The sequence below is a fragment of the Hydrogenophaga aquatica genome (assembly GCF_054780915.1).
This window is the reverse complement of the sequence record NZ_BAAGVK010000001.1, coordinates 137,915-161,694: the sequence shown is the minus strand read 5'-3', so window position 1 is coordinate 161,694 and position 23,780 is coordinate 137,915. Positions and strand designations below refer to the sequence as shown.

The following is a 23,780-nucleotide window of genomic DNA, read 5'->3' as shown; positions in this document are numbered from 1 at the left end:
TAAGCCTAGGGGAAGCAACCTAAGTGCTTGTCCAGCAACGGTTCCGGGTCCGCTGCTCAAACGGCAGGCACATCAGGCAAACGTATCGGTTGCTGCTCCAGCACAATGAGCGCATGTGTACCAACTACACACCGACCAGAAACAAGCACTGGGTCACGCAGAACCTGGGCGTGGACTTGCCCGAGCAGTCGTACCCGGCTGAAGCGTTTCCTGGGTACGCAGCACCCATTGCAGTGCTGGATGACCAGCGCAATGTGAAGTGCATGCTGGGCCGCTTCGGTCTCGTTCCACACTGGGCCAAGGACGCCAACATTGGTCGGCGTACCTACAACGCGCGCAGCGAGACGGTGGCAGAGAAACCCAGCTATCGCACGCCTTGGCGCAAACGGCAGTTCGCGATTGCCTTGCTGGACGACTTCTTCGAGCCCAACTGGGAAACCGGCAGGGCGGTGCGTTGGCGAATCCGGCGTTCGGATGGAGAGCCGATGGGCGTGGCCAGCGTCTGGGACCGCTGGACCGATCCAGGCACTGGGGAGATCGTGACATCCTTCTCGATGCTCACTGTCAACGCGGATGGGCACCCGGTGATGGGGCGGTTTCACCGGCCGGGTGACGAGAAGCGCAGCGTCGTGGTGCTGGAGCCAGAGCAGTTCAGGGCTTGGTTGAATGCTGATCTTCGCTTGGCGACGGTGTTGCTCGATGCTCCCGGCGCCGAAGTGCTGCAGGCGCACGAGGCACCGACGGGAGGGCAGGTGGTGGGCGTGACACAGGGGCTTTTTTAGGCTGAGAGCAGTCGATCGCTGCAGCGCATATAAGTTATCGCTTGCTACTCCTGACCGGGCATTCATCGATCTAGGTTGGTCAACCACCGTTCGAACGAGGATTCAGCCCGAAACGGCAACTTGGAGCTCGTCACCGAAGAAACCGAGGCCCAAGCAGGCTACGGATGTTCATTGTCAGGGAACGACAGGCCGCTTCTGCTGAATCGTCGAGTTCAGGCTGAGTGCATTCAGCTGCCAGTGGATATGGAACAATGGCTTGCCGCAAGAGGTCTGCCGCTGTATGAGCGTTGGTAAATGACAAGGTCACAGACTGTCCAGTGTGTTTCACCCTCGACTTTGATCTCGGCGAAACGCTCAGGCCCGCTCCTTCCTGCTTCTTTTGACCACGTACATCGCATCGTCGGCAACATCCAGCGCTTCCTCCGGCGTGGATGACCCCGGGGCGATGATCGCCAGCCCCACACTGGCTCCCCGGTAATCCAGCACGGTCGATTCCACCTCGACCCTTACTCTGGTCGCTGCAGACACCCTGTCCCGGAACACTGCGCTCGCTCCTTCGGCTGTGGAATAGTCCTTGGGGCCGTGGCCCACCACGACGAACTCATCGCCCCCGATGCGGGCTGCCAGGTCCTCGCCACGCAGTGAGTCTTTCAGGCTCGCCCCCACTCGGGCCAGCAGTGCGTCCCCCACCTCGTGCCCATGGACATCATTGACCTCTTTGAGGCCATCCAGGTCTGCGAAAGCGACAAAGGTGTAGGTGTCGCTGCGTTTGGCGTGTTTGAGCACGCGCGCAAGCTCCTCGAGGAGCCCGCGACGGTTGTAGAGTCCCGTGAGCACATCGGTCCTTGCCTGCTGCGCCAGCGCGTGGTTGGAGGCCACCAGCTCTTTAAGCAGCCGCTCGCGCTCGATGTTCTGCGCGATCAAGGTGGCGAAGAGTGCCAACAGCTTGCGCACGTCTTCGCTGGGCACCTGACTCCTGCTGCTGGCGGCACAAAGCGTACCGTACAGGGCACCATCGCCCAGTCGGATGGGAGTGCTGACATAGGTTTCAATACCGAGTGCCTTGGCAGCACTGGAATAACCCCAGCAGTCCGAGACGTTGGAGGTGAAGGGCTTGCCCTCTTCCAACGCCCGCTTGCATAGGGTGTCGCCCCACGGTACGGCCAAGCCCTCCGGGATCTGCATGTCGTGGGCGTTGTGGGAAAACAGAATCTTCTGCTCGTCCTTTTCCAGATCGATGGTGGTCAGGTAGGCAGAATCCAGGCCGCTGACGAGCTGCAGCATGGAGAGCAGGGGCCGAGAGAGGTCCTCGAGCGTCCGTGCTTTGGTGACCGATGTGGCAAGTTGATCCAGCAATGCGTCCATAGCGTCTGAAGGAGTGATATGAGAAATATATCTCCATCCTTGACTATCCGCGCTCCGGTGTCAATCGGGTTACATTTTGACAATAGATGTCACTTCCAGTAGGCCTGCGGGGCTTCGCAACCGCTCGGCTCACCTTTTGTCACTGGTTGCACTAATGACCGCAAGGTTGCTGAGTCCGTGAGCTCGCCGTACGGTGCAGAGTGACGCCTTCCGCTGCGGACTTGCCGGTCATGATACGGATGTCGCTACAAGGCTGGACCCGGACATTCCTTCATGACGCGCCAATGTTCGAAGAGGCAACAAGCAGCCATTCGATGATGAAGCACTCAAGCGACAGTTGGTCGGCTTGTCTGGAGGAGGAGCCAACCATGCGCCGAAATGGTCAGTGTGGCTGGAACGCAATGATCCCCATGCCCAACAAGGCCACTGCCGCACCGGTTGCATCCCAGGCTGTCGGTCGGACACCATCCACCGCCCACAACCAAGCGATGGCTGTGCCGATGTACACCCCGCCATAGGCCGCGTAAACACGGCCCGAGACCGCATCATGCAAAGTCAACAGCCAAGCGAACAGTGCGAGACTGGCCGCGGCCGGCAGCAGTAACCACGCTGAGCCTCCTTGGCGAAGCCACAGCCAGGGCAGATAGCAGCCAACGATCTCGGCCAAGGCGGTGGCGACGTACAGCAAAAAGGTCTTCATGGTGGGTCAGTGCGAAAGATGTGCATGGCACGCGCACGCTTCGCCATGCGCGGCGGCCACCAGTTCCTTAAGGATGCCGCAGTCAGTTCCTTCGTCGTCACAACGGCCACAACTGGCCTTGAGTAGCAACAGCTGCTTTTCCAGCGCGTACATGCTTTTGAGCCGCGCCCGCACCTTGTCGATCTGCTCTTGCACCAGCCTGTCCACGTCCGGGTGTGGCTCGCACGGTGCGTCCAGCGCGCCCAGCAGCCGGTGGATATCAGCCAGCGGCATCTCTAGTGCGCGGCAGTGACGGATGAAGGCCAGTCGCTCCAGGTGGGCGCTATCGTAGTTGCGGTAGCCGTTGTCCTGACGGGCCGGTTCCGGCAGGAGGCCTTGCTTTTCGTAGTAGCGAATGGTGTCCACGTCCACGCCTGTGGCTTCGGCCAGTTCCTTGATGCGCATGGGGTTTCTCCGGGCTGTTGGACGGACGGCTTGACTCTGGAGTCGCTCCAGGGTTTCCAATACCGATATTCTGAAGGAGTTTCCATGTCGGCCCACTGCTGTGAACACGAATGCCCCGCCCCCGGACAGATTACCAACCTGCCACGCTACCGACGCGTGCTGTGGATCGCGCTGATCGTCAATGCCGCGATGTTTTTGGTCGAACTGGGTGCGGGCTTCTCATCGGGTTCCCTGTCCCTTCTGGCCGATGCCATCGACTTCGCCGGTGACGCGCTGAACTACGGCGTGTCGCTGGCTGTGCTGGCGTCTGCGCTGGCCTGGCGCGCTCGGGCGGCCATGCTCAAAGCGTTCAGCATGATGGGGTTTGGCCTGTATGTGCTGGGCAGCGCCGTCTGGGCGGTCTGGAACGGCCGGGTACCCGATGCGCCGACCATGGGTGTGGTGGCATTGCTGGCGCTGCTGGCCAACGTGTCGGTGGCCTGGCTGCTGTATGCGTTTCGCGAAGGCGACGCCAACATGCGCAGCGTCTGGCTGTGCTCCCGCAACGACGCCATCGGCAACGTGGCCGTGTTCCTGGCCGCGCTGGGGGTTTTTGGTACGGGGACCGCCTGGCCAGATCTGCTCGTGGCGGCGCTGATGGCGGGGCTGGCCTTGCACGGTGGCTGGCAGGTGTTGCGTCAGGCCAGGGGAGAACTTGGAACCACTGATGCCAGTGACCACGGGCATGACCACCATGGCCACGCCCATTGAGTCCGTGGAGACGGTGGCGTTCGACGCGCGCACCTTCGAGCGGCTGTCACAGGCCTACCGGCGCCTTGACCATCACGATGTTGCTCAAGCCTGGCACCTGCTCGAAGCCATGCATGTTCTGGGGCAGACGCGTTTGCTCCCGCATGCACGCTCTCACTGGTGCATGCTCGGGCTCGCCTGGCGGACGCGCGACTCTTCCGAGCTGAGCGGGCAATTCCTGAGGCTGCTCCTGGTGCCTCTTGGGCATCTTCTCGGCCGTCTGCCGCTGGGCAACACCGGTCGCGCAAACATCAGTGCGTTCCAGCCCATGACGGTGACCCCGAAACTGTGGGCCACCATTCGCCAGTTCCAGTCCTCACCTGACAGCTGAACAACCTGAGGCAAACCAGGGCTGCGCATCCTGCCAAGCGCCAGCGTCGTAAAATCTCTTATTTATGCGCGTCGTTCTGCTCACCCTCTTGATGCTGTTCTGCTTGCCCCTGCAGTGGGCGGGAGCTGCCGAGCGCGAGCCTTGTGTGCATGAGCCCTGTGCTTCGGTGCATGCGGCTCTGACAGTCGCGCCGGTTCTGGCCAACACCGACAACCATGTCGGTGAATCCCACGCACAGCACTCCCACTGTGGGAGCTGTCACTCCGGCGCTCTGGCCCTGCCGGTGTGCGCGTCCTTCGTTCCGAGCGACGAGGCTATCCGCCTGCACATGATGGCTAGCATCTGGACCGAAGTCCTTCTCGTTGAGCGGCCCGAACGGCCGCAGTGGCCCACCCTGGCCTGACCAGGGTTCGGTTTTTTTGACGGCGCCCAGCGCCGCACCGCTCCGATTCCTGTGAAACGTGTCAGCCCTCGCGGCTGGTGATGTCCTTGCTTTCAGGGTACTTTTTCATGTCTGCATTTCCATGGCGGGGTAGCCCTCGCCTGGCTTGGCTTATGGCCGTGGCCTTTCTTCTGGCACTGGACCAGCTGAGCAAAGCCTGGTTCGCCAGCACCATAGCGTTGGGCTCGGCCATCGAAGTCTCCGCCTGGTTGAACCTAGTTCATGTGCTCAACACCGGCGCCGCGTTTTCGCTGCTGGCCGATGCGGGCGGCTGGCAGCGGGTGTTCTTCATCGCTATCGGTTTCATGGTGGTGGTGCCCATTACCTTTGTCTGCCTCGCGCGCCAGGTGGAACCGCTGGAACGGACCGCGGGAGCATTGCTGGTGGCCGGCGGCAGCGGCAACCTGATCGACCGCATCGCCAGCGGTGCGGTCACCGACTTCCTTGATCTGCACTGGCGCGGTCTGCATTGGCCGGCCTTCAACCTGGCCGATGTGTTTATCGTGCTGGCGGCGGGCATCTGGATTCTGATGTCCTTTCGCCCACCGGTCACCTCCTCGGAGCGCCCGTCATGACACGACCCTGGACCCTGCTGCTGATGGCCTGGCTGGTGGCGACCACCGCCACCCTGGGCGCGCTGTTCATCGGTGAAGTCATGGGCATGACGCCCTGCGTGCTGTGCTGGTACCAGCGCATCTTCATGTTCCCCATCGCCATCGTTCTGGGCATCGCCTGTTTCACCGATGACCGCCGGGGCGCCATCTATGCCCTGGCTCTGGCATTGGGCGGCCTGGCCATGGCCGGCTACCACACCCTGCTGGTCGCGGGCCTGATTCCCAAGGCCTGGGTGCCATGCAGTGCCGGTGTGTCTTGCGCGGACCAGAAGCTCGAAATCCTCAATGGTGTCCAGATTCCCTGGCTGTCACTGGCCGCGTGCCTGGCGCTGGTCATCCTTCTCGTCGTCTACCTCAGAAAGTCCTCCCGATGAATTCCAAAAAAATCACCGTCGCCGCCCTCGTCGCCATCGTCCTGATGTTCTTCGTCCTGGGCATGAATGCCTACCAGAAGCGGGTCCAGAACTCGCAGGCGGAGAAGGTCAATCAGGTCGTCAAAGAATCCACCGGGCAGCCGGCCACCCCGTCGGGCAGCCCGGCAGACAACCGCCTGGTCCGCTTCCATTCGCCGGTGTTTGGGCCGCGCAACGCGCCGGTCACCATCGTCGAGTTCTTTGACCCGGCGTGCGAGACCTGTCGGGCGTTCTATCCCATCGTGAAGAACATCCTCAAGCAATACCCGAACGATGTGCGCCTGGTGGTCCGGTACGCCCCCTTCCATGCGGGCTCCGATCAGGTGGTCAAGCTGCTGGAGGCCGCCAAACTGCAGGACAAATACCTGCCCGTGCTGGAGATGGTGCTGGCCGCCCAGCCCCAATGGGCCGACCACGGCAAGCCCAACCTCGATCTGGCGTACCGCGCAGCGCAAGAAGCGGGTCTGGACGTTGCCAAGGCACAGGCCGACGCACAGACGCCAGCCATCGACGCGGTTCTGAAGCAGGACATCGAGGACCTGACCGCGCTGGAGGTAACCAAGACCCCCACATTCTTCGTCAATGGCCGTGGTCTGCCGTCTTTTGGCGATCAGCAGTTGATGGCGCTCGTGGCCGAAGAAGTGGCCAAAGCCAAAAAGTGACATGACACAGCGCTTTTCACCCATTTCAAACGATTCGTCCGTGGACCGTCGGCGATTTGTTCAGACGTTTTTCGCTTGCTTGGCAGGTATCCCTGCGTTGATGGCCTGTTCACAAGAAGCGCCCAAGTTCAAGAGCACCGATGTGACCGGCGCCTCCTTTGCCCAGGATCTCCGGCTGAAGGATCACCACGGCAACCTGAGGACGATGAAGGACTTCAAGGGCAAGATCGCGGTCGTTTTCTTCGGCTTCACGCAGTGTCCGGACGTCTGCCCCACCTCGATGACCACCATGGCGGAAGTCAAGCGCTTGCTGGGTGCCCAGGGCGATCGACTGCAGGTGCTCTTCATTACGGTGGACCCCGAGCGGGACACGCAGGCGCTGCTCAGGGAGTACATGGCGAACTTCGACCCGAGCTTCATCGCGCTGCGGCCCGAGCCCGACGAACTCAAGGACGTTGCGGCGGGCTTCAAGATTTACTACAAGAAGGTCCCGGGTTCGACCCCGACCTCCTACACCATGGACCACTCGGCAGGGAAGTACATCTTCGACACCGAAGCCCGGGTCCGCCTGTTTTCCGCCTACGGAACCGATGCCGCCACGATCGCGTCGGACATCCAGATCCTTTTGTCCGCGGCCTGAGGCGCTTCAAGCCCTGGCGAAACCACTGCCTGCCTAGTCATGAAGCCTGTCCACCTGCGCAATCTGCAAACACTGATCCACAGCCACCGACGGCCCGTGCTGGCCGCCCTGGGCACCTTGCTGCTGGGCACGGGTGTCGTGGCGTTCGGCGTTTCACCCACCCTGCCCGACGCGGCCCAATGGCCGGTTCGGCAGGTGGTGGAGACCATGGATGCGCCTCTGGCGGAGCCTGCGCTGACGGCATCGACGCCCGAATTTCTGATTCACCAATCGCAGCTCACCCGCCGAGACGACTCCCTCCAGGCCTTGCTCAAACGGCTGGATGTCGATGATCGTGATGCGCAGGGCTTTCTCGCCCGTGACGCCACATCGCGCCTGCTGTTGACCGGTGCTTCTGGCAAGCTGGCCTCTGCCACCCGGACCCCCGAGGGGCGTTTGAAGACCTTGTCGGTGCGCTGGGTGGACGCCAACAACCAGCGCGTCAGTAGACTGGTGGTGGAGCGGGAAAGCACTGGATTCATCGCCCGGCTCGAACAGCCGACGCCACGGCGCCTGGTCAAGTTCGGTTCGCTCACCATCCGCTCCTCGTTCTACGCGGCCACCGATCAGGTCGGCATTCCGGATGCCATTGCCGCGCAGACGGAGGAGGCCTTTTCCGGGGACCTCGACTTCCAGCGCGACCTGAAGCGCGGCGCGCGCGTCAATCTCGTGTATGAGGCGTTCGAGCTGGAAGGTGAAACCTTGTTCACAGGCCAGTTGCTGGGCGCCGAGATTCAGAACGGCAAAGACACGCACCAGGCCATGTGGTTCCAGTCGCCCGGCAAAGCGGGCGAGTTCGTCAGCCTCGATGGGGCAAGTCAGCGACGCGCCTACCTGGCTTCTCCCCTGGCGTTTTCCAGGGTCACCAGTTCTTATGGACCACGCATCCACCCGGTGTTCGGCGGGCAGAAAGCCCACAAGGGCAGAGACTACGGCGCGCCGGCCGGAACCCCGATCCGAACCGTGGCCGACGGCGTGGTGAGCTTCGCGGGTCGCCAAGGTGGCTATGGCAACTACGTCGTGATCCAGCACCCCGACAAAGCCGCCACTGCGTATGCGCACCTGGAACGCATCGCCGTCCGGGTGGGCCAACGCGTGCAGCAAGGCCAGACCATCGGAACGGTCGGCTCCACCGGCACGGCGACAGGCCCGAACCTGCACTTTGAATACCTCGTCAAAGGCGTGCAAACCAACCCGTCGCGGATCGCCAGCGATACGTCGGTCTCGACCGTTGCGGTGGCCCAGCTGCCCGGCTTCAAGCAGGAAGCCAAGGCCATGCGGGAACAACTCGGCGTGGCCGCCTCGGTCGCCTTGGCCAGCGCGCAGTGATCCGAAAACGCGAAACCTCTTCGTTGACCACCCGATACGTGACTCTGACTTCCGATTTTTCTACCACCCGGCGAGCGCTGCTCTCAGGCACCGCACTGGCCACAACCTCTTTGCTGTTTCCGTTCGGACAGGCCAGCGGCCAACCCGCTGGCAGCCCGTTGAATGGCGAAGCCGTGCTGACCGGGTCTCTGCGCTCGTCGCCCGAGAGGCGTCTGCTTGCGGTCTATCGCGCCATCGCGGCCGGGGATCGGCTGGCCCTGCCACTGGCGGCATCGCTGGTGCGGGATGTGCCGGGTTTCCAACTGGGCCAGCTCGTTTACGCAGACCTTCTGCTCGCCCACAGCGGTTCTTTCCCAGGCCTCACCACGGCGACAGATGGCCCCCCGGCGGTTCGGGAGCAACTGCAAAAGCTGCGCGCCGAGGCCAGCCGGCGCCTGAACTCGCTCAGCGAAATGCCTCCGTCCGGCACCGTTCCGGCACAGCTGCTGCGATTGGCACCGAATGTCCGTCATGTGGTGGTGGTCGACGCCAGCCACTCAAGGGTCTATGTCTTTGAGCAACAAGTCAGTGGTCTTCAGCTGATTCGCAGCTTCTACGCATCTGTAGGACGGGCCGGGTTTGACAAGCGGGTCGAGGGTGATCTGCGCACCCCACTGGGGGTGTACTTCATCACCAGCCGCCTGGACGATCAGCAAGTTGAAGAGCTGTATGGCATCGGAGCGCTGCCGCTGAACTACCCCAACGAGCACGATCGCCGCCTGGGGCGTACCGGCAGCGGCATCTGGTTGCACGGCGTGCCGCGCGCCACCTATTCGCGCAGCCCCTACGCCACCGAGGGTTGCGTCGCTCTGGCCAATGACGACATGGCTTACCTCATGGATGTGCTGCAAACCCGGCGCACGCCCGTCGTCATTGCGGACGAGGTGAAATGGGTTCGACCGTCCGACCAGGCAGCCGAATGGCGAAGCTTTGACGCCGTGCTCACTCAATGGCAACAGGCTCGTGCCCGTGGAGATGCCCGCACCTTGCTGGCCCTGCAAACGGCGGACTTCAATGCGCGCAGTGGCAACCTGCTGCGCAAGGTGTCCCTTGCTGCCGAGCCCCTGCGCGCAGGCGGGGAGCCTGATCCGCAGGCCGAATGGCGCCAAGTCTCGGTCTTTCGCTGGAAGCGAGAGACCGAGGTGGCCATCGTCAACTACAAAGCCGTGACCTCGAAGCCATCACGCGCCACAGAACGTCGCCAATACTGGGCACGAGAGCAAGGACACTGGCGCCTGTTCTTCGATGGTGCAGTCTGAGGGTGATCCTAGAGCCACAGCCTGTATTGCCCGCCTCGTCACTTTCAAAGATCTTCAACGGGGCAACAGCCGATCAGGACGCGACACCGCACTTCAAACCTCCGTCTGCTCGGAGATTTCAAGGGCATCATCGACTTCGATACCCAGATACCTCACGGTAGATTCCAGTTTGGAGTGTCCAAGCAGCAACTGCACAGCGCGTAGGTTCTTGGTGCGCCGATAGATCAACGTCGCTTTCGTTCTTCGCATGGAGTGCGTCCCATAGTCGGCACGGTCGAGACCCAGTTCGTCAACCCAGTGACCCAGAATCCGAGCGTACTGACGCGTGCCCAAATGGGGTGATTCGTGAAGCCTACTGGGGAACAGGAAGTCATCTGATTTCAACGCGGCCTGCTTGATCCAGGCCTGCAGGGCATCACGGGTGCCCGCGGTGATTTCGAACTGCACCGGCCGCTGTGTTTTGTGTTGCATAACGATGGCTCGCGTGGCCATCTGGCTGCCATGACACACATCACGGACCTTGAGCGCCACCAAATCGCAACCTCGCAGCTTGCTGTCGATACCGAGGTTGAAGAGTGCCAGCTCTCGAACCCGCTCCCCCATTTGAAGGCGTACACGCAACGCCCAGATGTCTTTGAGCTTGAAGGGAGCCTTCTGACCAACGATCTTTCCCTTATTCCAAGGTTCATGGTGAACAGAGGTGCCGGAGGTTTCCATGATGGACTCCCATCAAGTTGAGGGCCACACAGCATGCGCCGGCTCCGATGCAGGCTGTTGCGTTAGATCAAACTCGACATCGTCTGCCTACTCATGATTCTGGGGCTGTGTCCGGGACTTCGGTGAGGGTGAATGACCGATCTACAGCCAACAACGGGTGTTCGGATCTGTGCAGCGAGAGGCGCAATCGCTGCAGACTTGCCGCTGGTTTCTGGACACATGCATTAGGTCCGGACCATCGTTCCCTCATTCGTCAGCGGTGTCCATTCCATTCTGGGTCTGGATCCTTCTCCAGTGCGGGAGCCCACTCAGCATCTCTACAGCGAGGCGATGACTGGTCGAAAGGCATCCCAGCATCCTGGCGTGGAGACGTTGATTGTCGTGATCGCTTCATTGTGATTGGTTTGTGGTGGGCACATTGCCCTTGCGCCTTGTCCACCATCCTTTGGCTATGACCACCAACAAGGCATAAACGATCAGCATGGGCACAGGGAAGAACTGCACAACGACCCAGCCCACGCCGTCTTCTGCGACAAGGTTGATCAGCCACTCCACGAGGAGGCGGAAAACCACGAACAGACCACCCCACTGCGCGAGGAACAACAGAATCGCCTTGCGCCGCCGGACATAAGCCTCGACCGTTGAACTGGCCTTGCGCACCACCCCCAACAACACCCCCAACCCCATCAGGCCGGTGAAGCTACCGTACAACGCGAACGAGCGCCTCAAGCCGCTCTCTCCCTGGAACCACTCCCTCACCAGGTGGTACAACCCCCTGGGCACGATCCCCACATGCCAGCGGGCCTCCAGCACCGCCAACCCAAAACCCACCACCCCCAACAGGGCCACGATCTTGAACGGCCGCGACATCACCGCAAAGCCGATCAGCCCAAGCACCAAGACGATTGCAATCCCCATCGCGTTCCCCCCAGAAAGATGACATCCCCGTGCCTTGCCTTGGCACCAGGACCACCACTCCAAAAAATACAGCCAAAAAAACACCGCCAGAGCACAGCGGTGCCCGCAGGCACCGCCGTGTCTCGTTCTCGACGTCTAGCCCGTCACAGCCTGACGAGTTCGCGCTGGGCGTAACGCCAGGTCTGACGACCCTTGAAGCCCTCGAACGACACCAGCAAGCTGCCGTCTGGTTGCACCTTCACCTCGGGCTCCTGCCCGTCACCCGCGATGGTCAGCTCATCTTGTTGGAACAGCATCGGTGCCCCCTGGGCGGTGATGTCCATCACCGCAATCGACGTGTAGCTGCAAGCCGAGCCCCCGCAGCCATGGGTGAGCAGCACCACATCCCGGTCGGTGTAGCGGTAAACCGTCAGCAGCGTGACGAGATCGTTGGTTAGGCCGTTGAGCTTCATGCCTTTGAGCACCAGCACCTTAGGACCCACCGCTGAGCCATCTTCTGTTGCAGCCAGCAACTCTCCACCAACGGTCGTGACCTGGTTGTCCCGGACCTGGATCACCCGCACCGGCACGTCGGCCATCGTTTCCGGTGCCTTGGACAGTGCGGCGACGTCCACTGGCTTGCTGATCGCCTCCCGCAACTCCGCCAGTGCGGCATCAGACCCCGAGCCCCGGTTCGCCTGCAGCTCTTCTTCTGCTCCCACCGCACTTAGCAGCGCGAACACAAAGGTCGCGAGCCAGATCCAGAAGTACACAGGGCGCTGCCCCAGGGCCTTGGACCGTTTCCACAGATAGACCGGCACCAGGAAAGCGACTTTCCCAAAGGTAGCGGTATCGACCCCAGCGCGCTTGAGCCGCCAGTCGTCCAGCAGGCTCAAGCCCACGTTCAGTGCCAGAGAGAAGTACCAGTAGGTGCCCGAGGCAATCGCCACCAGCACGGCTTCTTCAGCGAGGCTACCGCTTGGTGCCAGAGCCCCGGCGACCAGGCTCTCCAGCACCAGCCCCAACAAAGGGGCCACGGCCAGCACCCAGATCACGTCATTGGGTACGCGCGATCCGGGCAAGGGCGGCGGCGTCGACGGGCTGCTCAAGTGAGCCGCCAGCGCGGTGCGCTCCAGCGGCTGCCAGTCGGCGTGGCCCTGGGCCCAGACCAGGGTAGAGCCACCGATCACGCGTTGCTGGACCAGTTTCGCCATCTGGGCTTCGGTCACCGGGCCCAGGCGTTGACCGTTGAGTTCGTAATGCCAAGGTGTCATGTCTTCCTCCTCCTAAGACCCAGTCGGGTCAGATCTTCAAGCCATAGACCGTGACATAGACCTCCTTGGAGTCCTCCGTCCGTTCGGTCTGGTAGGTGATGTCCACGCTCTTCTTGAGCATGAAGCTGTTCGATTCGATGTGCACCGTGCCCGCACACCGGTAGTTGCCCGTGCCCGGGTTCTTGTCCAAGGTTCGGATGTTCTCCAGCCGGGCCTCGTACGTGATCTCCCGGTTGCTGCTGTTCAGGCTGATGAAGGCCTTGCGCAGCGACTCCAGTTCTTCGTTGACGATCTGCAGCACCACCTCGGTGGCCTCCGAATCCGCACACTTGGGCGGTGAGTTCGAGCATCCGCTCAACAGTCCCAAGGCTCCCAAGGCCAGCAGCGCTGGCGATTTCCAGTCAGTCATGTCTTTCTCCTTGTGTCATTCGTTGGGCCGGTCCGTTCACCGGTCTGTTCTCAAGTAATCCAAAACCAGAGGGCAGCCAGGCCGCCCTGTCACCCAGGCTGGTCAGGTTGGTCAGATGGCTCAAGCGTCCTCCCGGGGTGAGCCGTCAAGCGCATCGATCTGCCGCAGGCACTCCTCGAAGATGGCGTCGTCCACCATCTCGTTGCGGTGCAGGGCCAGCAGGCGCCGCCGACGCACCGATGCGGGCGTGGACGCGTCGCCCACGTAGTGCCAGACCGAAGCGATCACCTCGCGCCTCACCTTGGGACGGATCAGCAGGTAAGCTGGGACCACCAGGGGCCAGCCCAGGGCACAGAGCGCCCACCAGGCCGGTGCGGATAAACCCACACGGTTCACCCGCAGACGGCGCATGTCCCAGGAGATCGCCGCGGCGACCAGCAACGCTGCCGTGAGCCAGATCAGAAACTTCAACATCATTCGCTCCAAGATTAACAGATGCGCATATGGGATATTTCAATGCGCATTTAGAATTTTTGAAATGCCAGCCCCCATCAGTGATCCCCGACACAAAGCCATCGCCCAGAAGCTGACGCAACTGCGCAAGGACCGGGGGATGCTGCAGCTGGACGTGGCCCAGCGCCTGCATCGGCCGCAGACCTTTGTTTCCAAGGTGGAAAGCGGTCACCGCCGCGTGGACATCCTCGAACTGCTGGACATCCTCAAGGCACTGGAGGCCGACCCGCACGCCTTTGTCGACGAGGTCATGACCCTGTCCAAGTACGACCCGGTCTGAACCGAGGCGGCAGCCGAGCAGTCACAACCCGTCCTGCTTCAGTCCACTGGCGGAAACACCGGCCCGGGTGGGGGGATCCCCCGATCAGATGCGAGACCCGAACCCAGAACAGAGGCTTTCTGTGCCAGCTTGTGACGCAAGCCACGTCGCTGGTGCGGTGCAGCTTGTGGTGCCCTCGAATCGTTGGAATCCTCAGGATCGACCGGATCGCCTGGACCATCCTCCCCCGTGTCATCGGGATAGAACTCCTCCAGCACGGCCACGCCGTCTTCTTCCGATTCCTCGAACACGCCGCAGGCAAAGCCTTCGCGGGCGGCCTGGTCCAGCGCTGCCTGGTCCCAGCCCGTTTCCGTCCTGGCTTGCCGTTCCGCACGGGCTTGCAGCATCGCTTCAGCGAGCGAGGCCCCGCTACGCAAGGTCAGATCCACGTAGTAGATCGGTGCCCGGTGCGACATCGCAGTCGACTTGCCGCGTAATCGCAGTTCCAGCGGCAGGTTGGACAACAAGCCACCCGAGACCGCGTGCAGGTAACGCTGGCGCGTGGCGAGCGTGCGGATGCTGTTGAACCCCGTCGTGCGAAACACGAACGTGCCCAGTTCATCCTCATCACCCACCCGGACGTTGAGACGCCCAAAGGCCTTGCACTGGCCCTGGGCGTAGGCACAGAAGTCCGGCCCGTCACAGGGTAGGGTGGCAGCTTCAGCGCGACCTCCGACCCCATCACCTCCCTCCACCGCACCAGCCCCCACCCGCTTGCAGGTCTGCCCGTTGCCGACACACAGGGGGCGACCGGTCTGCCGGTCAAACAGCGTGTAGCCCACGCGCAGGTTCAGGTCCGGATCGTCGAACAAGAGCTTGACCGGGATGCTGCGCAGCTTGGCGCTGCCCGTACTGGATGCCGAGCCTGCCGCTTGCCGCAAGGCCTCGTCCATCGGGTGCAGCACCCAGCTGCCTCGCGATTGCACCTGCGATGTCAGAGTGAACTCGTCGTCTTTCTCCGGCAATCGCTTGCCGTTCTTCTCCACCACCTTGCCGATGGAGATGCGCCCCACCACCGGGGGCGTCAGTGCCAGTCCTTTGAGCATGCTGTGCTCCTTTCAGTGAATTCGGTTGAAGCAAACAAAAGGCCCCTGGAATGCCAGGGGCCTGTATGCCGGGGGGCCGTGAGTGGATAGCTCATGACCTTCAGTCGCCAGCTTCTTGGGCCTGGCGGCTTTGCACCAGAAACCGCCGCGAGCCGGGTTTGGTCATCGTGTAGCGCTTCCAGACTTCCGGTCTCTCCTGCTGCAGCCGCAGGGCGTCCAGCGTCTGCGCGTCCTTGCTGCGCTTCCAGCTCACTTCACCGGTTTCGAACAAGGCCCGCGAGGCGTCGCCCATGCGTTGCTGGATGCGTTGCTTCAATTGCGCTTCCAGCGTTTCGTGCCGCTCCAGCACCTGGCGCACCGCCAAGAGGTCAGAAAACACCGACGACATCTCCAGATCCTGCGTCCAGTCCAGCACCGTGCCTGCGTCACGTGGAAACAGGCAGCGCAGCGCCAGATCGGCCGAGTCGGAGCCGTCTGCCGGTGGCGGGGTGTCCGACTCCACAAAGGCCCAGAACCGTCTTTCCAGCGCTAGGAGATGGGCGATCATGGATTCGTCGCGTTCAATCCGGTGGATTTGCAGTTCCTGGCCGCAAATGAGCACCGCCACGTCGGCGGCCTGCTTGCCGGTCACGGCGAGTTGGTGCATCACCTGCAACTGCACGTACTCGGGCACCCCGTCCTTCCACAGCCGGGCCCCATTGAAGCCTGCCGTCTTGCACTCCAGGATCTGGACAGACGGGTCACCCAAGACCTCTCGGTCCAGGTTGGCCAGCATCCAGGGATGGTCCGGGTGTTGCAGCACCGCGTCGACCTTGCGCACCTTGCGCCCTGTGCGCTTGGTGTAGTGGGCCGCCACGATCGGCTCCAGCAACGTCCCCCAGTACATCGGAGACGTTTCGTCGTTCGGATCGACCTGGGGCAAGGCGTCACCCCGTCCGGTCTTGTCCATCCAGAGTTCCAGGGCAGAGCGGTAGGGGTTCAGACCGACCGCCGCAGACGCGTCCGAGCTGCCGATGCCACCCTGGCGCACCGAGAGCCACTGGTCTCGGTTGAGTTCCTGTGTCTTGACCAGGCGCAGGGCCGGGCGGGCTTTGGAGGCACGCGCATGGGTAGCCGCGCCCGGTTCATTCATCAATGGCTGGGCCATGGGAAATCCTTTCAAAATTCAGACGTCACAAAACACAAAACCCCGGTCTCACACTCCTGAGGACAGGAGGGAGCCGGGGTTTATGCCGTGGTGGTGAAAAAAGTGACGGTAATGCGTTGAGCGAGTCGATCAGTGGGGCACCGGATGACAGCCGTTCACGCCACCATCTGCAGTGCCGCATCGAGTGCCCTTTGCTTGAGTTGTGCCCCTTGGCCGAACCAGGCACTGTCCAGGCGGTATTCCTGAGACCGGGCCCGGCGTTCGTGGTCCACGAACTCGGTGATGGAGCACAGCAAGCCCCAGGCGGTACCTTTGGCCGCGCCCAACTCAGCGCCACGACCGTGACCGTCGTAGAGCTCCTGCACTTTCTTCAAGGCGCGTTCGTTGGTCAGCGCACCGGAAGCGTCCAACCCGTCAGAAGCACACAGCACCTTGAGGAAGTAGTTCATCGCCTCGTGGCTCTTGACCTTGCACTCGGCCAGGGTCTTCATGCGGTACATGAAGCCGTCCCACTGGGACACCGCAATGCCCAACTGCTTCTTCACCGCTTGCGCATCGAAGCTGGTGCTGTGCGGCACCTTGATGGCGTGGGCGGCCCCGTTCAAGGCGATCGACAGGGTGTTGTTGCAGACGACACGTACCGTGGTCGGTGTCGCGGTGGTCGCCAGCGTCCCATCACAGGACGTGGCCAGCAGCAGATAACCCTTGACCAGGTCGTGGCCCTTGAGGGCGGTTTCCTTGCCCGTGCGGGCCAGGGCCCAGAACTTGCGGCCTTCCTTCAGTACACCGGCGGTTTCCAGCTCGTAGCCGGAGACCTCGGACAGGTCGCGGTAGAACTCCAGCACCTCTTTGGGTTGCACCACCTGGTAGCGGCGGCCCACCACGGAGAGCGGGGACTTGGTGTCGCTGCGGTAGAGCACCTTGTGGTCCTCGTAGGACTGAATGGTGCCCAAGGGGCCAGCCTGGTCGGTCAGGAAGCGCACCGGGGACTCGCAGATGGTCCAGTCCATGCCCGCTTCACGGGCCCAGACTTCGATGGATTGTTTGGCGGGCAAGGCGTTGCCTAGGGAATGCCAGGGGGCCTCACCGACGTAGGCCATGGATTGAACGGCGTGTGCCATGGAAAGACTCCTTTAGTAATGATTGGGAAACGGTGAAACGCGCGAGAGAGCAGAACGAAAGAGCAGCCGCAGCCATTCACTCGAAGTCGGGGTCCTGATCCGGATGCACTGAAGGCATGGCTGACATCGGATGGAGCGGGTGGTGTGGCCCAGCCGGACCGACCGGACTCACTGGGTGCAGGGGCTCAGGCCCGGTGTCCTGCTGGAAGCGGTGACCGCAGTCCTTGCACTCAACGTTGTCGAGCACCTTGCGGTCGATGAGGTCGCCCAACTGGGCGCCAACGATGCAGCCGGTGGCACCACCAGCGAGGCAGCCCATGAGCACGGCGGCCCAGGCCGCGAGCGGGGGCCCGGTGCGGGTGGCAATGATGGCCAGGGCCGCACCGGCTTTGGCGCCTGACACGGTGGCAGCGCTGGCGGTACCGACGGCGCCAGCACTGGCCGCACCACTGATCGCACCGCCGGTGGCGCCCACCAGACCGCCGAGCTTTTTCGCTGGGGCGTGAAACACCAGTCGGTTGGACTGGCACAGGGGACAGGGCATACGTAAGACTCCTTGTGACGTGACGGCAAAAAGCCCCGGCTGGCAGAACCAGAGGGGCTTGATGGCGTGGGGGTTGGAGGAAGAGAGCAACGCTGACGAAGACCATGAGGTCAGCGTCAGGGAAGGCGGAGCCTGTGTCGATCAGACGCAGTCTTTGGTCGTCTTCGCTGGGGTCATATGTGGCTCAAAAATTCTGGATTTCAATTGCTTGAGAATTTTGGTGTCCATGGTATGTGAGTGCGCATAACTCCGTACATCACATAGATGTCGAATTAGCTGCTTCTGGGGTGAATTGTTCAGTGATTTATGGAAATTTCGTGGTTTAAATTCGCTTGAGAGGTGTGTGTGTCATATATTATCAAGAGAGTAGTTAATTGGGAAATATATTTTGGTTATTAATTTAGATCAAAATGATCTAGGATTGTCAAAATCATTTAATCCATGAATGAGGATTTGGGCGATTCAATTTGTCGTCAGTAGTCGTGGGATTTAATGCTTCTGGACGTTGGTTTCATGATCTTCCTAGCGCGTATGACAGACCGATCAAAGCAATGGGTGATGGCCCTTCTGAGGTGGAGTGAAGACTCATGCATCCGGAAGTTCCCCTTGCTGAGGTGTCTTCTGCTGCCGCGGTCATGTCATTGACTGGTCAAAATATCAATGAGGTGAAGGTTATGTCGGAACCATTGGAATTGGAGTCGGCTTCTGATGAGGCCGTCTTGACGGCGAACTATATCGATGGTGATCGTGAAATGAGAAAAGCCCTTGTGGCTGAATTGCGCAAGGTCGAAGTATTCGTGGAGTGGTGTTTGGATACCCAGGAGCCTGCTGTGGTTTGGGAATGGGGTCGCGCAGGGGCAACGGTAGCCCGCATGAGTTGTGCTGCTCGCAGTTATTACCGGCGTTTGGGTGATTTGATGCAGCCGATTCGTTTGAAGTACACCCGCTCCCTGTGGGTGGAGCTGTTCTGGCGCTCTTTGGAGGCCTTGGACTTGGTCGGGGTGGATCTGTCGATGTCCGCCCCAGAAAAACGTCCCTATCGCTGGTGTGCGCAGTCCGAGGCCTATGTTCAGGTCAACGGTGGTCCGAGCAGTGGCGAGCTGTTCAACGCATTGGTGGAGCGCATCCGTGAGGTAGGACGTCAGCCCGTGTTCCGCAGCAGGTTGCGACGGCAGAGAAACGATGCCCAGCGCAACCTCCACAGTGCACTGGCCTACAACGAGCGTTTGTTCGAAGGTCGTTCCGGTTTGATGGTGATCCGCCTGGACCTGGGCTACCGGCGGGAGGAGGCTCAACAGATCACGCTGCAGCAGTTGCATCAAGACCTGAACCGGTTCCTAGCTAACCAACGCCACAACCGATTGTTCGATCACCTCCTGGGTTTCATCATCAAGGTGGAGGAAGGGCCATTGCGGGGGCTGCACACGCACGCGGTGCTTTACTTTCTGGACACCGAGACCAAGAACCACAAAACCCTGGGGCACCTGATCGGCAGGTACTGGGAAAAACAGATCACCCTGGGCAGAGGGACGTTCTTCAACTGCAACCGCGAGAACTACCGGTATCCCGGCATCGGGGTGATCGATCACGATGACCGAGCGAAGCGCGCCAACCTGCGTGATCGGGTGTTGGGCTACCTGTTCAAGGACGACCAACACGTGGCGATCAAGGGCAAGCGGGTGTTTAGGCGGGGGGTGATGCCAAGAGCCATCATCTGAGCATCTCCTGTGAAGCCTTCATCTTCCGTTGATGGCCTTTGAATGATTGACCAATATTCGTCTTATGATGGAATCAACGACCACAGCCCAAGAAACGATCGTATGCGTTATAAGCATTTGCAGATGGATTTTCAAGACGATCACCTGCCACACGAACGGTTGGTAGGTATTTTGGAGGAGATTGTCAATCACGCTGCGGCTACGCCGCCAGAGACCTTGGGTGGTTACGCCTCCTCAGACCTTAGAAAAGAAGCGGCGAAATTTGTCAAGAATTTGATTCCTGAAGATAATCATTTGTTGGTGGATTTTACGCCGGAAGTTGTTTGGGTAAACATCATCTCGCGATGGGATGGAAAATCGAACTCAGAGCCAGGTGTTCACAAGAGGGATGCCATTCCCGCTGTCAAGTTGATATTGGCCAATCAAATTGCCCTGGAGTCATTGGTTTGTAAAATCAATGATCTTCTGGATGCAATGGAGGTGGCTGTTGCTGAGTCTGATACCAAGGCGAGGATGGATTTGATTCCTCAGGTATTGATTCCTGCCCTTGAGGCCATGAGAATACTGGGTCGAATCGATATGTTGGGCCACATACGCCGAAAAGAGGAAATCTCTAAGCGCCAGAGTTCCAATACGCTTTCTATTCGTGAACAAAAAAAGAAATACTACAATTTGGCTCGTGAATTTCTATTGGAGAATGGTTGCCAAGGGAAGTTCAGAGGGGTCGGTGGTATTGCTGATTATCTTGCGGAACGTCCTGAATTTATAAAAAGACTGCGTGCGTTGAATCCGAAGGGGTCTTGGTGGATCGAATCAAGTTCGAATGGTAAGCCTGCCATGATAGATCATGAGTTTTTTCATAGAGAATTTCGAACCTGGGGCAAGGTTGACGATACCCATGGTGGGTGGTCCGAGTTCAAGAAAAAAAGCCAGGGCCGCAAAAAGTAAGAGTTGGCTCTCTTGAGTTCGATGGGCGAGGGCGGTGATTGGGGCCTCATGGTGGTGTTGCGTTCGAGAGCAAAGGGCAAAATGGGACTTGTGTCGGCGATGCTGCTTGCACTGAGTAAACGGCCCTCGCCGACGTATTCAACACCCTCCCTCAGATTGACAACTGTGATATTGCCGCCAGTTGCACTTGGGGCACCTGCACCATAGGCAAGTCGAACAGGGTCTTATTTCCACGTTGGTAGCAAACCAGGCGCTGACTTTGCAGTAGCCACTCCAGAACCTGATGCAGAATGTCGCGACGCCGCAGACGAGACGGCCCTCCGCGCAGCAGTTCGCTGAGACTGACCGGTTGTCGGGTGAGTCGGGTGTGATGGCCGATCCACGCCAGCAACTCGTCGGCTGCCATCTGGTCCATTTCGTGCTGGCTGGGACGAGAGAAACGTTCCCTGGCCTGATCCAAGAAAAAGTACATCAACTCGATGGCGATTGCCACCCAGCGATGGGTGATCAGGAGCTGCCTGGTCTCGAAGTGGCAGAGGTTTGCGGCCAGACGACCCGCGTTTTCGGTCGCCTTGCCGGCGAACTCGCGCACACCGTGCAAGACCTGGTTGACCCCCAGGTTGCGTTCCATGTCGTTGTAAAAGTCACGCAGCATTACCTTCGCTCCCTCTTCAAAGACCAGGACGTCTCGGGGAGGTGGTCCGTTCGGATTTTCGTGTTGGGCCGTTTCGAGCAATTCGGTACACCGTTCGTAGAACCGCGTGGAACCCTCGTATTCCTCGGGTTCGTGTTGATATGGGTCGACGAATCGGTGTCCCTGTGTCGAGTTGACCCGGACGTACAACGTGCGCCCCAAAAAGCCGGAGTTCAGGAGTTCTACGCCTTTGCGCTTCAAGATGCCATCCAAGCAAGCAGGCTGGATCATGGCACTGACGGCCAAACAACAGTCTTCCAGGACAAAGCTGGATGCTGACGCGCGGTTGACCACGAGCCGGTCACCGCTCCATACGGTGCAGTACAGGGCCATGTCGAGCCGTTTGAATATCATCGCCCCTTCGTCCACGTCTTGTAGCAGCGACCAATTTCCGTTGGCGTACGTCTTCTGCGTGGCTTCGCCAGTCGCGTTTTTGATGGTGAGTTGGAATTCCGGGTAGTCCTTGGGCTTCGTGCGTTTTTTGCCTTTGCCCCCAGTTTCCGACTCTTCCTCCTCTTGGGCTTTCTCGGCGGCTCGCTGCTTACGCTCTTGGCAGATTTGACGTTCGAAGTCGTGCAAGGCCTTTTTCAAGTACCGACTGACCGCTGATTTGCGCTCGTTCGTGAGCGCTTCGATCAAGACGAACAAGCTGGTAGGCACAACACCGATCAGCGGAATGTTGACTTTTGCTTTGGTCTGCACGACGGCGCTGATAGTGGCCAACAGATCGGCCATCACCATCTCGACAGGGGCCATGGTCTTGGCGGCGGTGGCATTGATCATGTCGCCGCACACGGTGCCTTGCAACATGTAGAGGATGCGCTGCAGCCGATCGTGAGGCGCACATTGGAAATAAGGCATATGGTTTTCCTAGAGGCGTGTCTTGCCCGTTGGTGGGCGATGTCATGGGTTTATTGGTCTTTCAGGTACTTGCGAAATGAATTGATGCCATGGGGTGCCGTCAGCTTGAAATAGCGGTCTGCATGGCACAGTCGCTGCGATACCTGTTGGCTCACGTGGATCAGGCGCGATGGCGTGAAAAGCCCCAACTGGTCGTATTCCAGGCCTTCGGTCACGCGGCGCACTCGCTGCCACCAGGTGCCTCCGTCTTGTCCTTGGCCAATGGCCAACCACAAGCCGCCCACTTCGGAAATAAGTGAGCCCTCATGCGGGTGCTTGTGGCCGTTCATCCCCAGCAGCAACGACAGTTGCAAGCCAAGGGTGGGGCAATGGTCAATGCGCCAAACGTAGCCCAGCATCGACTTGCGAAACCATTTCTGTAGAGCTTCCAGCATGTCGTGCCTCTGTCTCGAAAAAAGACGGTACTGGGCTTCGAACATCGCCTGTGAAATGATTCGGCTGTTGGGGTTCTGCGGTTTCAGCCACACGTTGTGCGCGCTGCCCAGGACAATGTGGGCAAAAGTCACCTTGGAGCAAGCGCGCAACGCCCCCGCGATGAAGTCGTGCACGGCACGGCGGCGATTGCGATATGTTCTCTCGAAGGTTTTGACCTTATCTGCACGATCTGGCTGCAGGAGGGCTTGACGGAGCGCCCGCAGTTGGAACCGGGTGTCCTGGGCCGGTGCGGCATAAGAGCCGTTCGTGTCAGCCACCAAAATTTGTGTGTCGAGACCACGGTCGGGCTCTGGCAGGGTCGATGCAACCGCGTCCAAATTGGGGTGCAGTACGTGGTAAGGGTATTGCTCCCGCAGCCGGGGTGCGTACACTTCGAATGTGGCAAGGGCTCTCTGGTTGGCCACGGAAATCTGTCCGTCGTGCGCATCGCCGTTGCAGGAATGGATGGGTTGGTCCTCCGTGAAAGAGTCCAGGCCGGGGCTTGTTGTTATTTGGTGGGCGAACCTGAGTAGGTTGTGAACAGCGAAGCCGATGTCGAACTTGTCGGACGCGATGCACGGTCCGACCCCGGGGTGGGTCCAGTTCAAATAGGAGGCTTCACGGAAATCCGAGATCAGTTCGGTAGCGAGCTTCGGGTAGTTTGCGCATGCTCCTTTCAATTGGGGGAAGCAAGACCTCAGCGGTATACGGGTGCTGTGTTGCATGCTCCTGCCCCCACTTTTCTAGTGTTCAAGCACGGTCCCGGCCGTCGATGTAGGCCAGAACTTCTGACAGCTTCCAGCCGACGGAGTTGGCCCCCAGCCGCAAAGGGCGAGGGAACTCTGGATCGTGGTATTTGGAGCTCGGGTCAAGCTTTTGGTAAACACCTGCCCGGGAGATGCCGGTGCGGCGGGTCAGTTCTTTGATCCGGAGGATGCTTTCGTCGATGGTCATCAAGACCTCCTTTCGTAGCTGGCACCGACTTGGTGCTCTTGGGAGTGATGATCGGACTTCGCCTCTTCCAATGCGATCCACAATCAAATTTCAAATGGACGCTTTTTGATTTCGTATTGACTTAGGTTTTCATCTGGTGTAGTTAAACGTGCGCTGGAGTGACGAAGGCGCACGTGCAACCAACACGGTGTAGGGGTTTGCGATCTGCGAACGTCTTGTCTGGGAACTTGGCTACCCTAGCCCTGTTCGCGGTTCGCATGCTGGCTACGTGACGCCTTGTGTTCACCTCAATTTGC

At 60.3% G+C, this 23,780-nt stretch carries 27 protein-coding genes; 12 read left to right on the top strand and 15 right to left on the bottom strand.

Annotated features, from left to right (window positions below; all coding sequences use genetic code 11):
* Positions 1–113: 113 nt before the first annotated feature.
* Positions 114–782 carry an SOS response-associated peptidase gene (locus tag ACYVHH_RS00785; RefSeq protein ID WP_460563083.1) on the top strand — a complete coding sequence of 223 codons (669 nt, stop codon included), beginning with the start codon at positions 114–116 and terminating at the stop codon, positions 780–782.
* 354 nt (positions 783–1,136) lie between these two features.
* Here ACYVHH_RS00785 and ACYVHH_RS00780 read toward each other — a convergent pair whose 3' ends face one another.
* The 3 genes from ACYVHH_RS00780 to ACYVHH_RS00770 all read right to left on the bottom strand — a co-directional run bounded on the left by ACYVHH_RS00780 (position 1,137) and on the right by ACYVHH_RS00770 (position 3,291).
* Entirely contained in the window at positions 1,137–2,147 is a 1,011-nt protein-coding gene (locus ACYVHH_RS00780; protein WP_460563082.1) for a sensor domain-containing diguanylate cyclase, read from the bottom strand.
* Positions 2,148–2,529: 382 nt separating this feature from the next.
* Positions 2,530–2,847 (bottom strand): YnfA family protein, encoded by a 318-nt coding sequence (locus ACYVHH_RS00775; protein WP_460563081.1) that lies wholly within the window; start codon positions 2,845–2,847, stop codon positions 2,530–2,532.
* Positions 2,848–2,853: 6 nt separating this feature from the next.
* Complete coding sequence (locus ACYVHH_RS00770) at positions 2,854–3,291, bottom strand: Cd(II)/Pb(II)-responsive transcriptional regulator (RefSeq protein ID WP_460563080.1); 438 nt, start codon at positions 3,289–3,291, stop codon at positions 2,854–2,856.
* Between the two features lie 84 nt (positions 3,292–3,375).
* Here ACYVHH_RS00770 and ACYVHH_RS00765 point away from each other — a divergent pair, with 84 nt between their 5' ends.
* The 8 genes from ACYVHH_RS00765 (at position 3,376) to ACYVHH_RS00730 (ending at position 9,848) form a co-directional block, all read left to right on the top strand.
* Positions 3,376–4,041 (top strand): cation transporter, encoded by a 666-nt coding sequence (locus ACYVHH_RS00765; RefSeq protein ID WP_460563079.1) that lies wholly within the window; start codon positions 3,376–3,378, stop codon positions 4,039–4,041.
* Positions 3,998–4,411, top strand: a complete 414-nt coding sequence (locus tag ACYVHH_RS00760) for a DUF3703 domain-containing protein (RefSeq protein ID WP_460563078.1) — start codon at positions 3,998–4,000, stop codon at positions 4,409–4,411. Before ACYVHH_RS00765 ends, ACYVHH_RS00760 begins: the two co-directional genes overlap by 44 nt.
* Positions 4,412–4,966: 555 nt before the next feature.
* Positions 4,967–5,428 carry a signal peptidase II gene (gene lspA, locus ACYVHH_RS00755; protein ID WP_460563077.1) on the top strand — a complete coding sequence of 154 codons (462 nt, stop codon included), beginning with the start codon at positions 4,967–4,969 and terminating at the stop codon, positions 5,426–5,428.
* Complete coding sequence (locus tag ACYVHH_RS00750) at positions 5,425–5,841, top strand: disulfide bond formation protein B (protein ID WP_460563076.1); 417 nt, start codon at positions 5,425–5,427, stop codon at positions 5,839–5,841. The genes lspA and ACYVHH_RS00750 overlap by 4 nt, the downstream gene beginning before the upstream one ends.
* Complete coding sequence (locus tag ACYVHH_RS00745; RefSeq protein WP_460563075.1) at positions 5,838–6,542, top strand: DsbA family protein; 705 nt, start codon at positions 5,838–5,840, stop codon at positions 6,540–6,542. Before ACYVHH_RS00750 ends, ACYVHH_RS00745 begins: the two co-directional genes overlap by 4 nt.
* 100 nt (positions 6,543–6,642) lie before the next feature.
* Positions 6,643–7,182: an SCO family protein gene (locus ACYVHH_RS00740; protein ID WP_460563074.1), complete on the top strand. Its 540-nt coding sequence runs from the start codon at positions 6,643–6,645 to the stop codon at positions 7,180–7,182.
* 39 nt (positions 7,183–7,221) lie between these two features.
* On the top strand, positions 7,222–8,550 hold the full coding sequence (locus tag ACYVHH_RS00735; RefSeq protein WP_460563073.1) for a peptidoglycan DD-metalloendopeptidase family protein: 1,329 nt from the start codon (positions 7,222–7,224) through the stop codon (positions 8,548–8,550).
* 38 nt (positions 8,551–8,588) lie between these two features.
* Positions 8,589–9,848, top strand: coding sequence for a L,D-transpeptidase family protein (locus ACYVHH_RS00730; RefSeq protein WP_460563072.1), 1,260 nt, complete (start codon positions 8,589–8,591; stop codon positions 9,846–9,848).
* 93 nt (positions 9,849–9,941) lie between these two features.
* On the opposite strand, the gene ACYVHH_RS00725 is transcribed toward ACYVHH_RS00730, so the two are convergent.
* From ACYVHH_RS00725 to ACYVHH_RS00705, 5 genes are all read right to left on the bottom strand, one after another.
* A complete protein-coding gene (locus ACYVHH_RS00725; RefSeq protein ID WP_460563071.1) occupies positions 9,942–10,565 on the bottom strand; it encodes a tyrosine-type recombinase/integrase in 624 nt (207 codons plus the stop codon).
* A gap of 390 nt (positions 10,566–10,955) precedes the next feature.
* Entirely contained in the window at positions 10,956–11,462 is a 507-nt protein-coding gene (locus ACYVHH_RS00720; RefSeq protein ID WP_460563070.1) for a hypothetical protein, read from the bottom strand.
* 164 nt (positions 11,463–11,626) lie between these two features.
* A complete protein-coding gene (locus ACYVHH_RS00715; RefSeq protein ID WP_460563069.1) occupies positions 11,627–12,736 on the bottom strand; it encodes a DUF4339 domain-containing protein in 1,110 nt (369 codons plus the stop codon).
* A 28-nt stretch (positions 12,737–12,764) separates the two neighbouring features.
* Complete coding sequence (locus ACYVHH_RS00710) at positions 12,765–13,145, bottom strand: hypothetical protein (protein WP_460563068.1); 381 nt, start codon at positions 13,143–13,145, stop codon at positions 12,765–12,767.
* Between the two features lie 120 nt (positions 13,146–13,265).
* Positions 13,266–13,622 carry a hypothetical protein gene (locus ACYVHH_RS00705; protein WP_460563067.1) on the bottom strand — a complete coding sequence of 119 codons (357 nt, stop codon included), beginning with the start codon at positions 13,620–13,622 and terminating at the stop codon, positions 13,266–13,268.
* A gap of 61 nt (positions 13,623–13,683) precedes the next feature.
* Here ACYVHH_RS00705 and ACYVHH_RS00700 point away from each other — a divergent pair, with 61 nt between their 5' ends.
* On the top strand, positions 13,684–13,938 hold the full coding sequence (locus ACYVHH_RS00700) for a helix-turn-helix domain-containing protein (protein ID WP_101047944.1): 255 nt from the start codon (positions 13,684–13,686) through the stop codon (positions 13,936–13,938).
* Positions 13,939–13,976: 38 nt separating this feature from the next.
* Here the strand turns inward: ACYVHH_RS00700 and ACYVHH_RS00695 are convergent, their stop codons facing one another.
* From ACYVHH_RS00695 to ACYVHH_RS00680, 4 genes are all read right to left on the bottom strand, one after another.
* Positions 13,977–15,023, bottom strand: a complete 1,047-nt coding sequence (locus ACYVHH_RS00695; RefSeq protein WP_460563066.1) for a recombination directionality factor — start codon at positions 15,021–15,023, stop codon at positions 13,977–13,979.
* A gap of 100 nt (positions 15,024–15,123) precedes the next feature.
* Positions 15,124–16,170, bottom strand: a complete 1,047-nt coding sequence (locus ACYVHH_RS00690; RefSeq protein WP_460563065.1) for a YqaJ viral recombinase family nuclease — start codon at positions 16,168–16,170, stop codon at positions 15,124–15,126.
* A gap of 155 nt (positions 16,171–16,325) precedes the next feature.
* Positions 16,326–17,291: a DUF932 domain-containing protein gene (locus tag ACYVHH_RS00685; protein WP_460563064.1), complete on the bottom strand. Its 966-nt coding sequence runs from the start codon at positions 17,289–17,291 to the stop codon at positions 16,326–16,328.
* A gap of 76 nt (positions 17,292–17,367) precedes the next feature.
* Positions 17,368–17,835 (bottom strand): hypothetical protein, encoded by a 468-nt coding sequence (locus tag ACYVHH_RS00680; protein ID WP_460563063.1) that lies wholly within the window; start codon positions 17,833–17,835, stop codon positions 17,368–17,370.
* Between the two features lie 587 nt (positions 17,836–18,422).
* On the opposite strand from ACYVHH_RS00680, the gene ACYVHH_RS00675 reads away from it, so the two are divergent.
* Both ACYVHH_RS00675 and ACYVHH_RS00670 read left to right on the top strand, forming a co-directional pair.
* Positions 18,423–19,553 carry a hypothetical protein gene (locus tag ACYVHH_RS00675; RefSeq protein WP_460563062.1) on the top strand — a complete coding sequence of 377 codons (1,131 nt, stop codon included), beginning with the start codon at positions 18,423–18,425 and terminating at the stop codon, positions 19,551–19,553.
* 42 nt (positions 19,554–19,595) lie between these two features.
* Positions 19,596–20,501, top strand: a complete 906-nt coding sequence (locus tag ACYVHH_RS00670; protein ID WP_460563061.1) for a hypothetical protein — start codon at positions 19,596–19,598, stop codon at positions 20,499–20,501.
* A gap of 151 nt (positions 20,502–20,652) precedes the next feature.
* Here ACYVHH_RS00670 and ACYVHH_RS00665 read toward each other — a convergent pair whose 3' ends face one another.
* The 3 genes from ACYVHH_RS00665 to ACYVHH_RS00655 are packed head-to-tail and all read right to left on the bottom strand — an operon-like array spanning position 20,653 to position 23,484.
* Positions 20,653–22,056 carry a DUF3987 domain-containing protein gene (locus tag ACYVHH_RS00665; protein ID WP_460563060.1) on the bottom strand — a complete coding sequence of 468 codons (1,404 nt, stop codon included), beginning with the start codon at positions 22,054–22,056 and terminating at the stop codon, positions 20,653–20,655.
* A gap of 50 nt (positions 22,057–22,106) precedes the next feature.
* Positions 22,107–23,255: a hypothetical protein gene (locus ACYVHH_RS00660; RefSeq protein WP_460563059.1), complete on the bottom strand. Its 1,149-nt coding sequence runs from the start codon at positions 23,253–23,255 to the stop codon at positions 22,107–22,109.
* 25 nt (positions 23,256–23,280) lie between these two features.
* Positions 23,281–23,484, bottom strand: a complete 204-nt coding sequence (locus ACYVHH_RS00655) for a helix-turn-helix transcriptional regulator (protein WP_460563058.1) — start codon at positions 23,482–23,484, stop codon at positions 23,281–23,283.
* Between the last annotated feature and the right edge of the window lie 296 nt (positions 23,485–23,780).

What these genes read in the sequence shown, in the direction of transcription:
- ACYVHH_RS00785 (WP_460563083.1), top strand. Translation starts at nt 114, where the DNA reads ATGTGTACCAACTACACACCGACCAGAAACAAGCACTGGGTCACGCAG.
- ACYVHH_RS00780 (WP_460563082.1), bottom strand. Translation starts at nt 2,147, where the DNA reads ATGGACGCATTGCTGGATCAACTTGCCACATCGGTCACCAAAGCACGG.
- ACYVHH_RS00775 (WP_460563081.1), bottom strand. Translation starts at nt 2,847, where the DNA reads ATGAAGACCTTTTTGCTGTACGTCGCCACCGCCTTGGCCGAGATCGTT.
- ACYVHH_RS00770 (WP_460563080.1), bottom strand. Translation starts at nt 3,291, where the DNA reads ATGCGCATCAAGGAACTGGCCGAAGCCACAGGCGTGGACGTGGACACC.
- ACYVHH_RS00765 (WP_460563079.1), top strand. Translation starts at nt 3,376, where the DNA reads ATGTCGGCCCACTGCTGTGAACACGAATGCCCCGCCCCCGGACAGATT.
- ACYVHH_RS00760 (WP_460563078.1), top strand. Translation starts at nt 3,998, where the DNA reads ATGCCAGTGACCACGGGCATGACCACCATGGCCACGCCCATTGAGTCC.
- lspA (WP_460563077.1), top strand. Translation starts at nt 4,967, where the DNA reads ATGGCCGTGGCCTTTCTTCTGGCACTGGACCAGCTGAGCAAAGCCTGG.
- ACYVHH_RS00750 (WP_460563076.1), top strand. Translation starts at nt 5,425, where the DNA reads ATGACACGACCCTGGACCCTGCTGCTGATGGCCTGGCTGGTGGCGACC.
- ACYVHH_RS00745 (WP_460563075.1), top strand. Translation starts at nt 5,838, where the DNA reads ATGAATTCCAAAAAAATCACCGTCGCCGCCCTCGTCGCCATCGTCCTG.
- ACYVHH_RS00740 (WP_460563074.1), top strand. Translation starts at nt 6,643, where the DNA reads ATGGCCTGTTCACAAGAAGCGCCCAAGTTCAAGAGCACCGATGTGACC.
- ACYVHH_RS00735 (WP_460563073.1), top strand. Translation starts at nt 7,222, where the DNA reads ATGAAGCCTGTCCACCTGCGCAATCTGCAAACACTGATCCACAGCCAC.
- ACYVHH_RS00725 (WP_460563071.1), bottom strand. Translation starts at nt 10,565, where the DNA reads ATGGAAACCTCCGGCACCTCTGTTCACCATGAACCTTGGAATAAGGGA.
- ACYVHH_RS00715 (WP_460563069.1), bottom strand. Translation starts at nt 12,736, where the DNA reads ATGACACCTTGGCATTACGAACTCAACGGTCAACGCCTGGGCCCGGTG.
- ACYVHH_RS00710 (WP_460563068.1), bottom strand. Translation starts at nt 13,145, where the DNA reads ATGACTGACTGGAAATCGCCAGCGCTGCTGGCCTTGGGAGCCTTGGGA.
- ACYVHH_RS00705 (WP_460563067.1), bottom strand. Translation starts at nt 13,622, where the DNA reads ATGATGTTGAAGTTTCTGATCTGGCTCACGGCAGCGTTGCTGGTCGCC.
- ACYVHH_RS00700 (WP_101047944.1), top strand. Translation starts at nt 13,684, where the DNA reads ATGCCAGCCCCCATCAGTGATCCCCGACACAAAGCCATCGCCCAGAAG.
- ACYVHH_RS00695 (WP_460563066.1), bottom strand. Translation starts at nt 15,023, where the DNA reads ATGCTCAAAGGACTGGCACTGACGCCCCCGGTGGTGGGGCGCATCTCC.
- ACYVHH_RS00690 (WP_460563065.1), bottom strand. Translation starts at nt 16,170, where the DNA reads ATGGCCCAGCCATTGATGAATGAACCGGGCGCGGCTACCCATGCGCGT.
- ACYVHH_RS00685 (WP_460563064.1), bottom strand. Translation starts at nt 17,291, where the DNA reads ATGGCACACGCCGTTCAATCCATGGCCTACGTCGGTGAGGCCCCCTGG.
- ACYVHH_RS00680 (WP_460563063.1), bottom strand. Translation starts at nt 17,835, where the DNA reads ATGCCCTGTCCCCTGTGCCAGTCCAACCGACTGGTGTTTCACGCCCCA.
- ACYVHH_RS00675 (WP_460563062.1), top strand. Translation starts at nt 18,423, where the DNA reads ATGCATCCGGAAGTTCCCCTTGCTGAGGTGTCTTCTGCTGCCGCGGTC.
- ACYVHH_RS00670 (WP_460563061.1), top strand. Translation starts at nt 19,596, where the DNA reads ATGATTGACCAATATTCGTCTTATGATGGAATCAACGACCACAGCCCA.
- ACYVHH_RS00665 (WP_460563060.1), bottom strand. Translation starts at nt 22,056, where the DNA reads ATGCCTTATTTCCAATGTGCGCCTCACGATCGGCTGCAGCGCATCCTC.
- ACYVHH_RS00660 (WP_460563059.1), bottom strand. Translation starts at nt 23,255, where the DNA reads ATGCAACACAGCACCCGTATACCGCTGAGGTCTTGCTTCCCCCAATTG.
- ACYVHH_RS00655 (WP_460563058.1), bottom strand. Translation starts at nt 23,484, where the DNA reads ATGACCATCGACGAAAGCATCCTCCGGATCAAAGAACTGACCCGCCGC.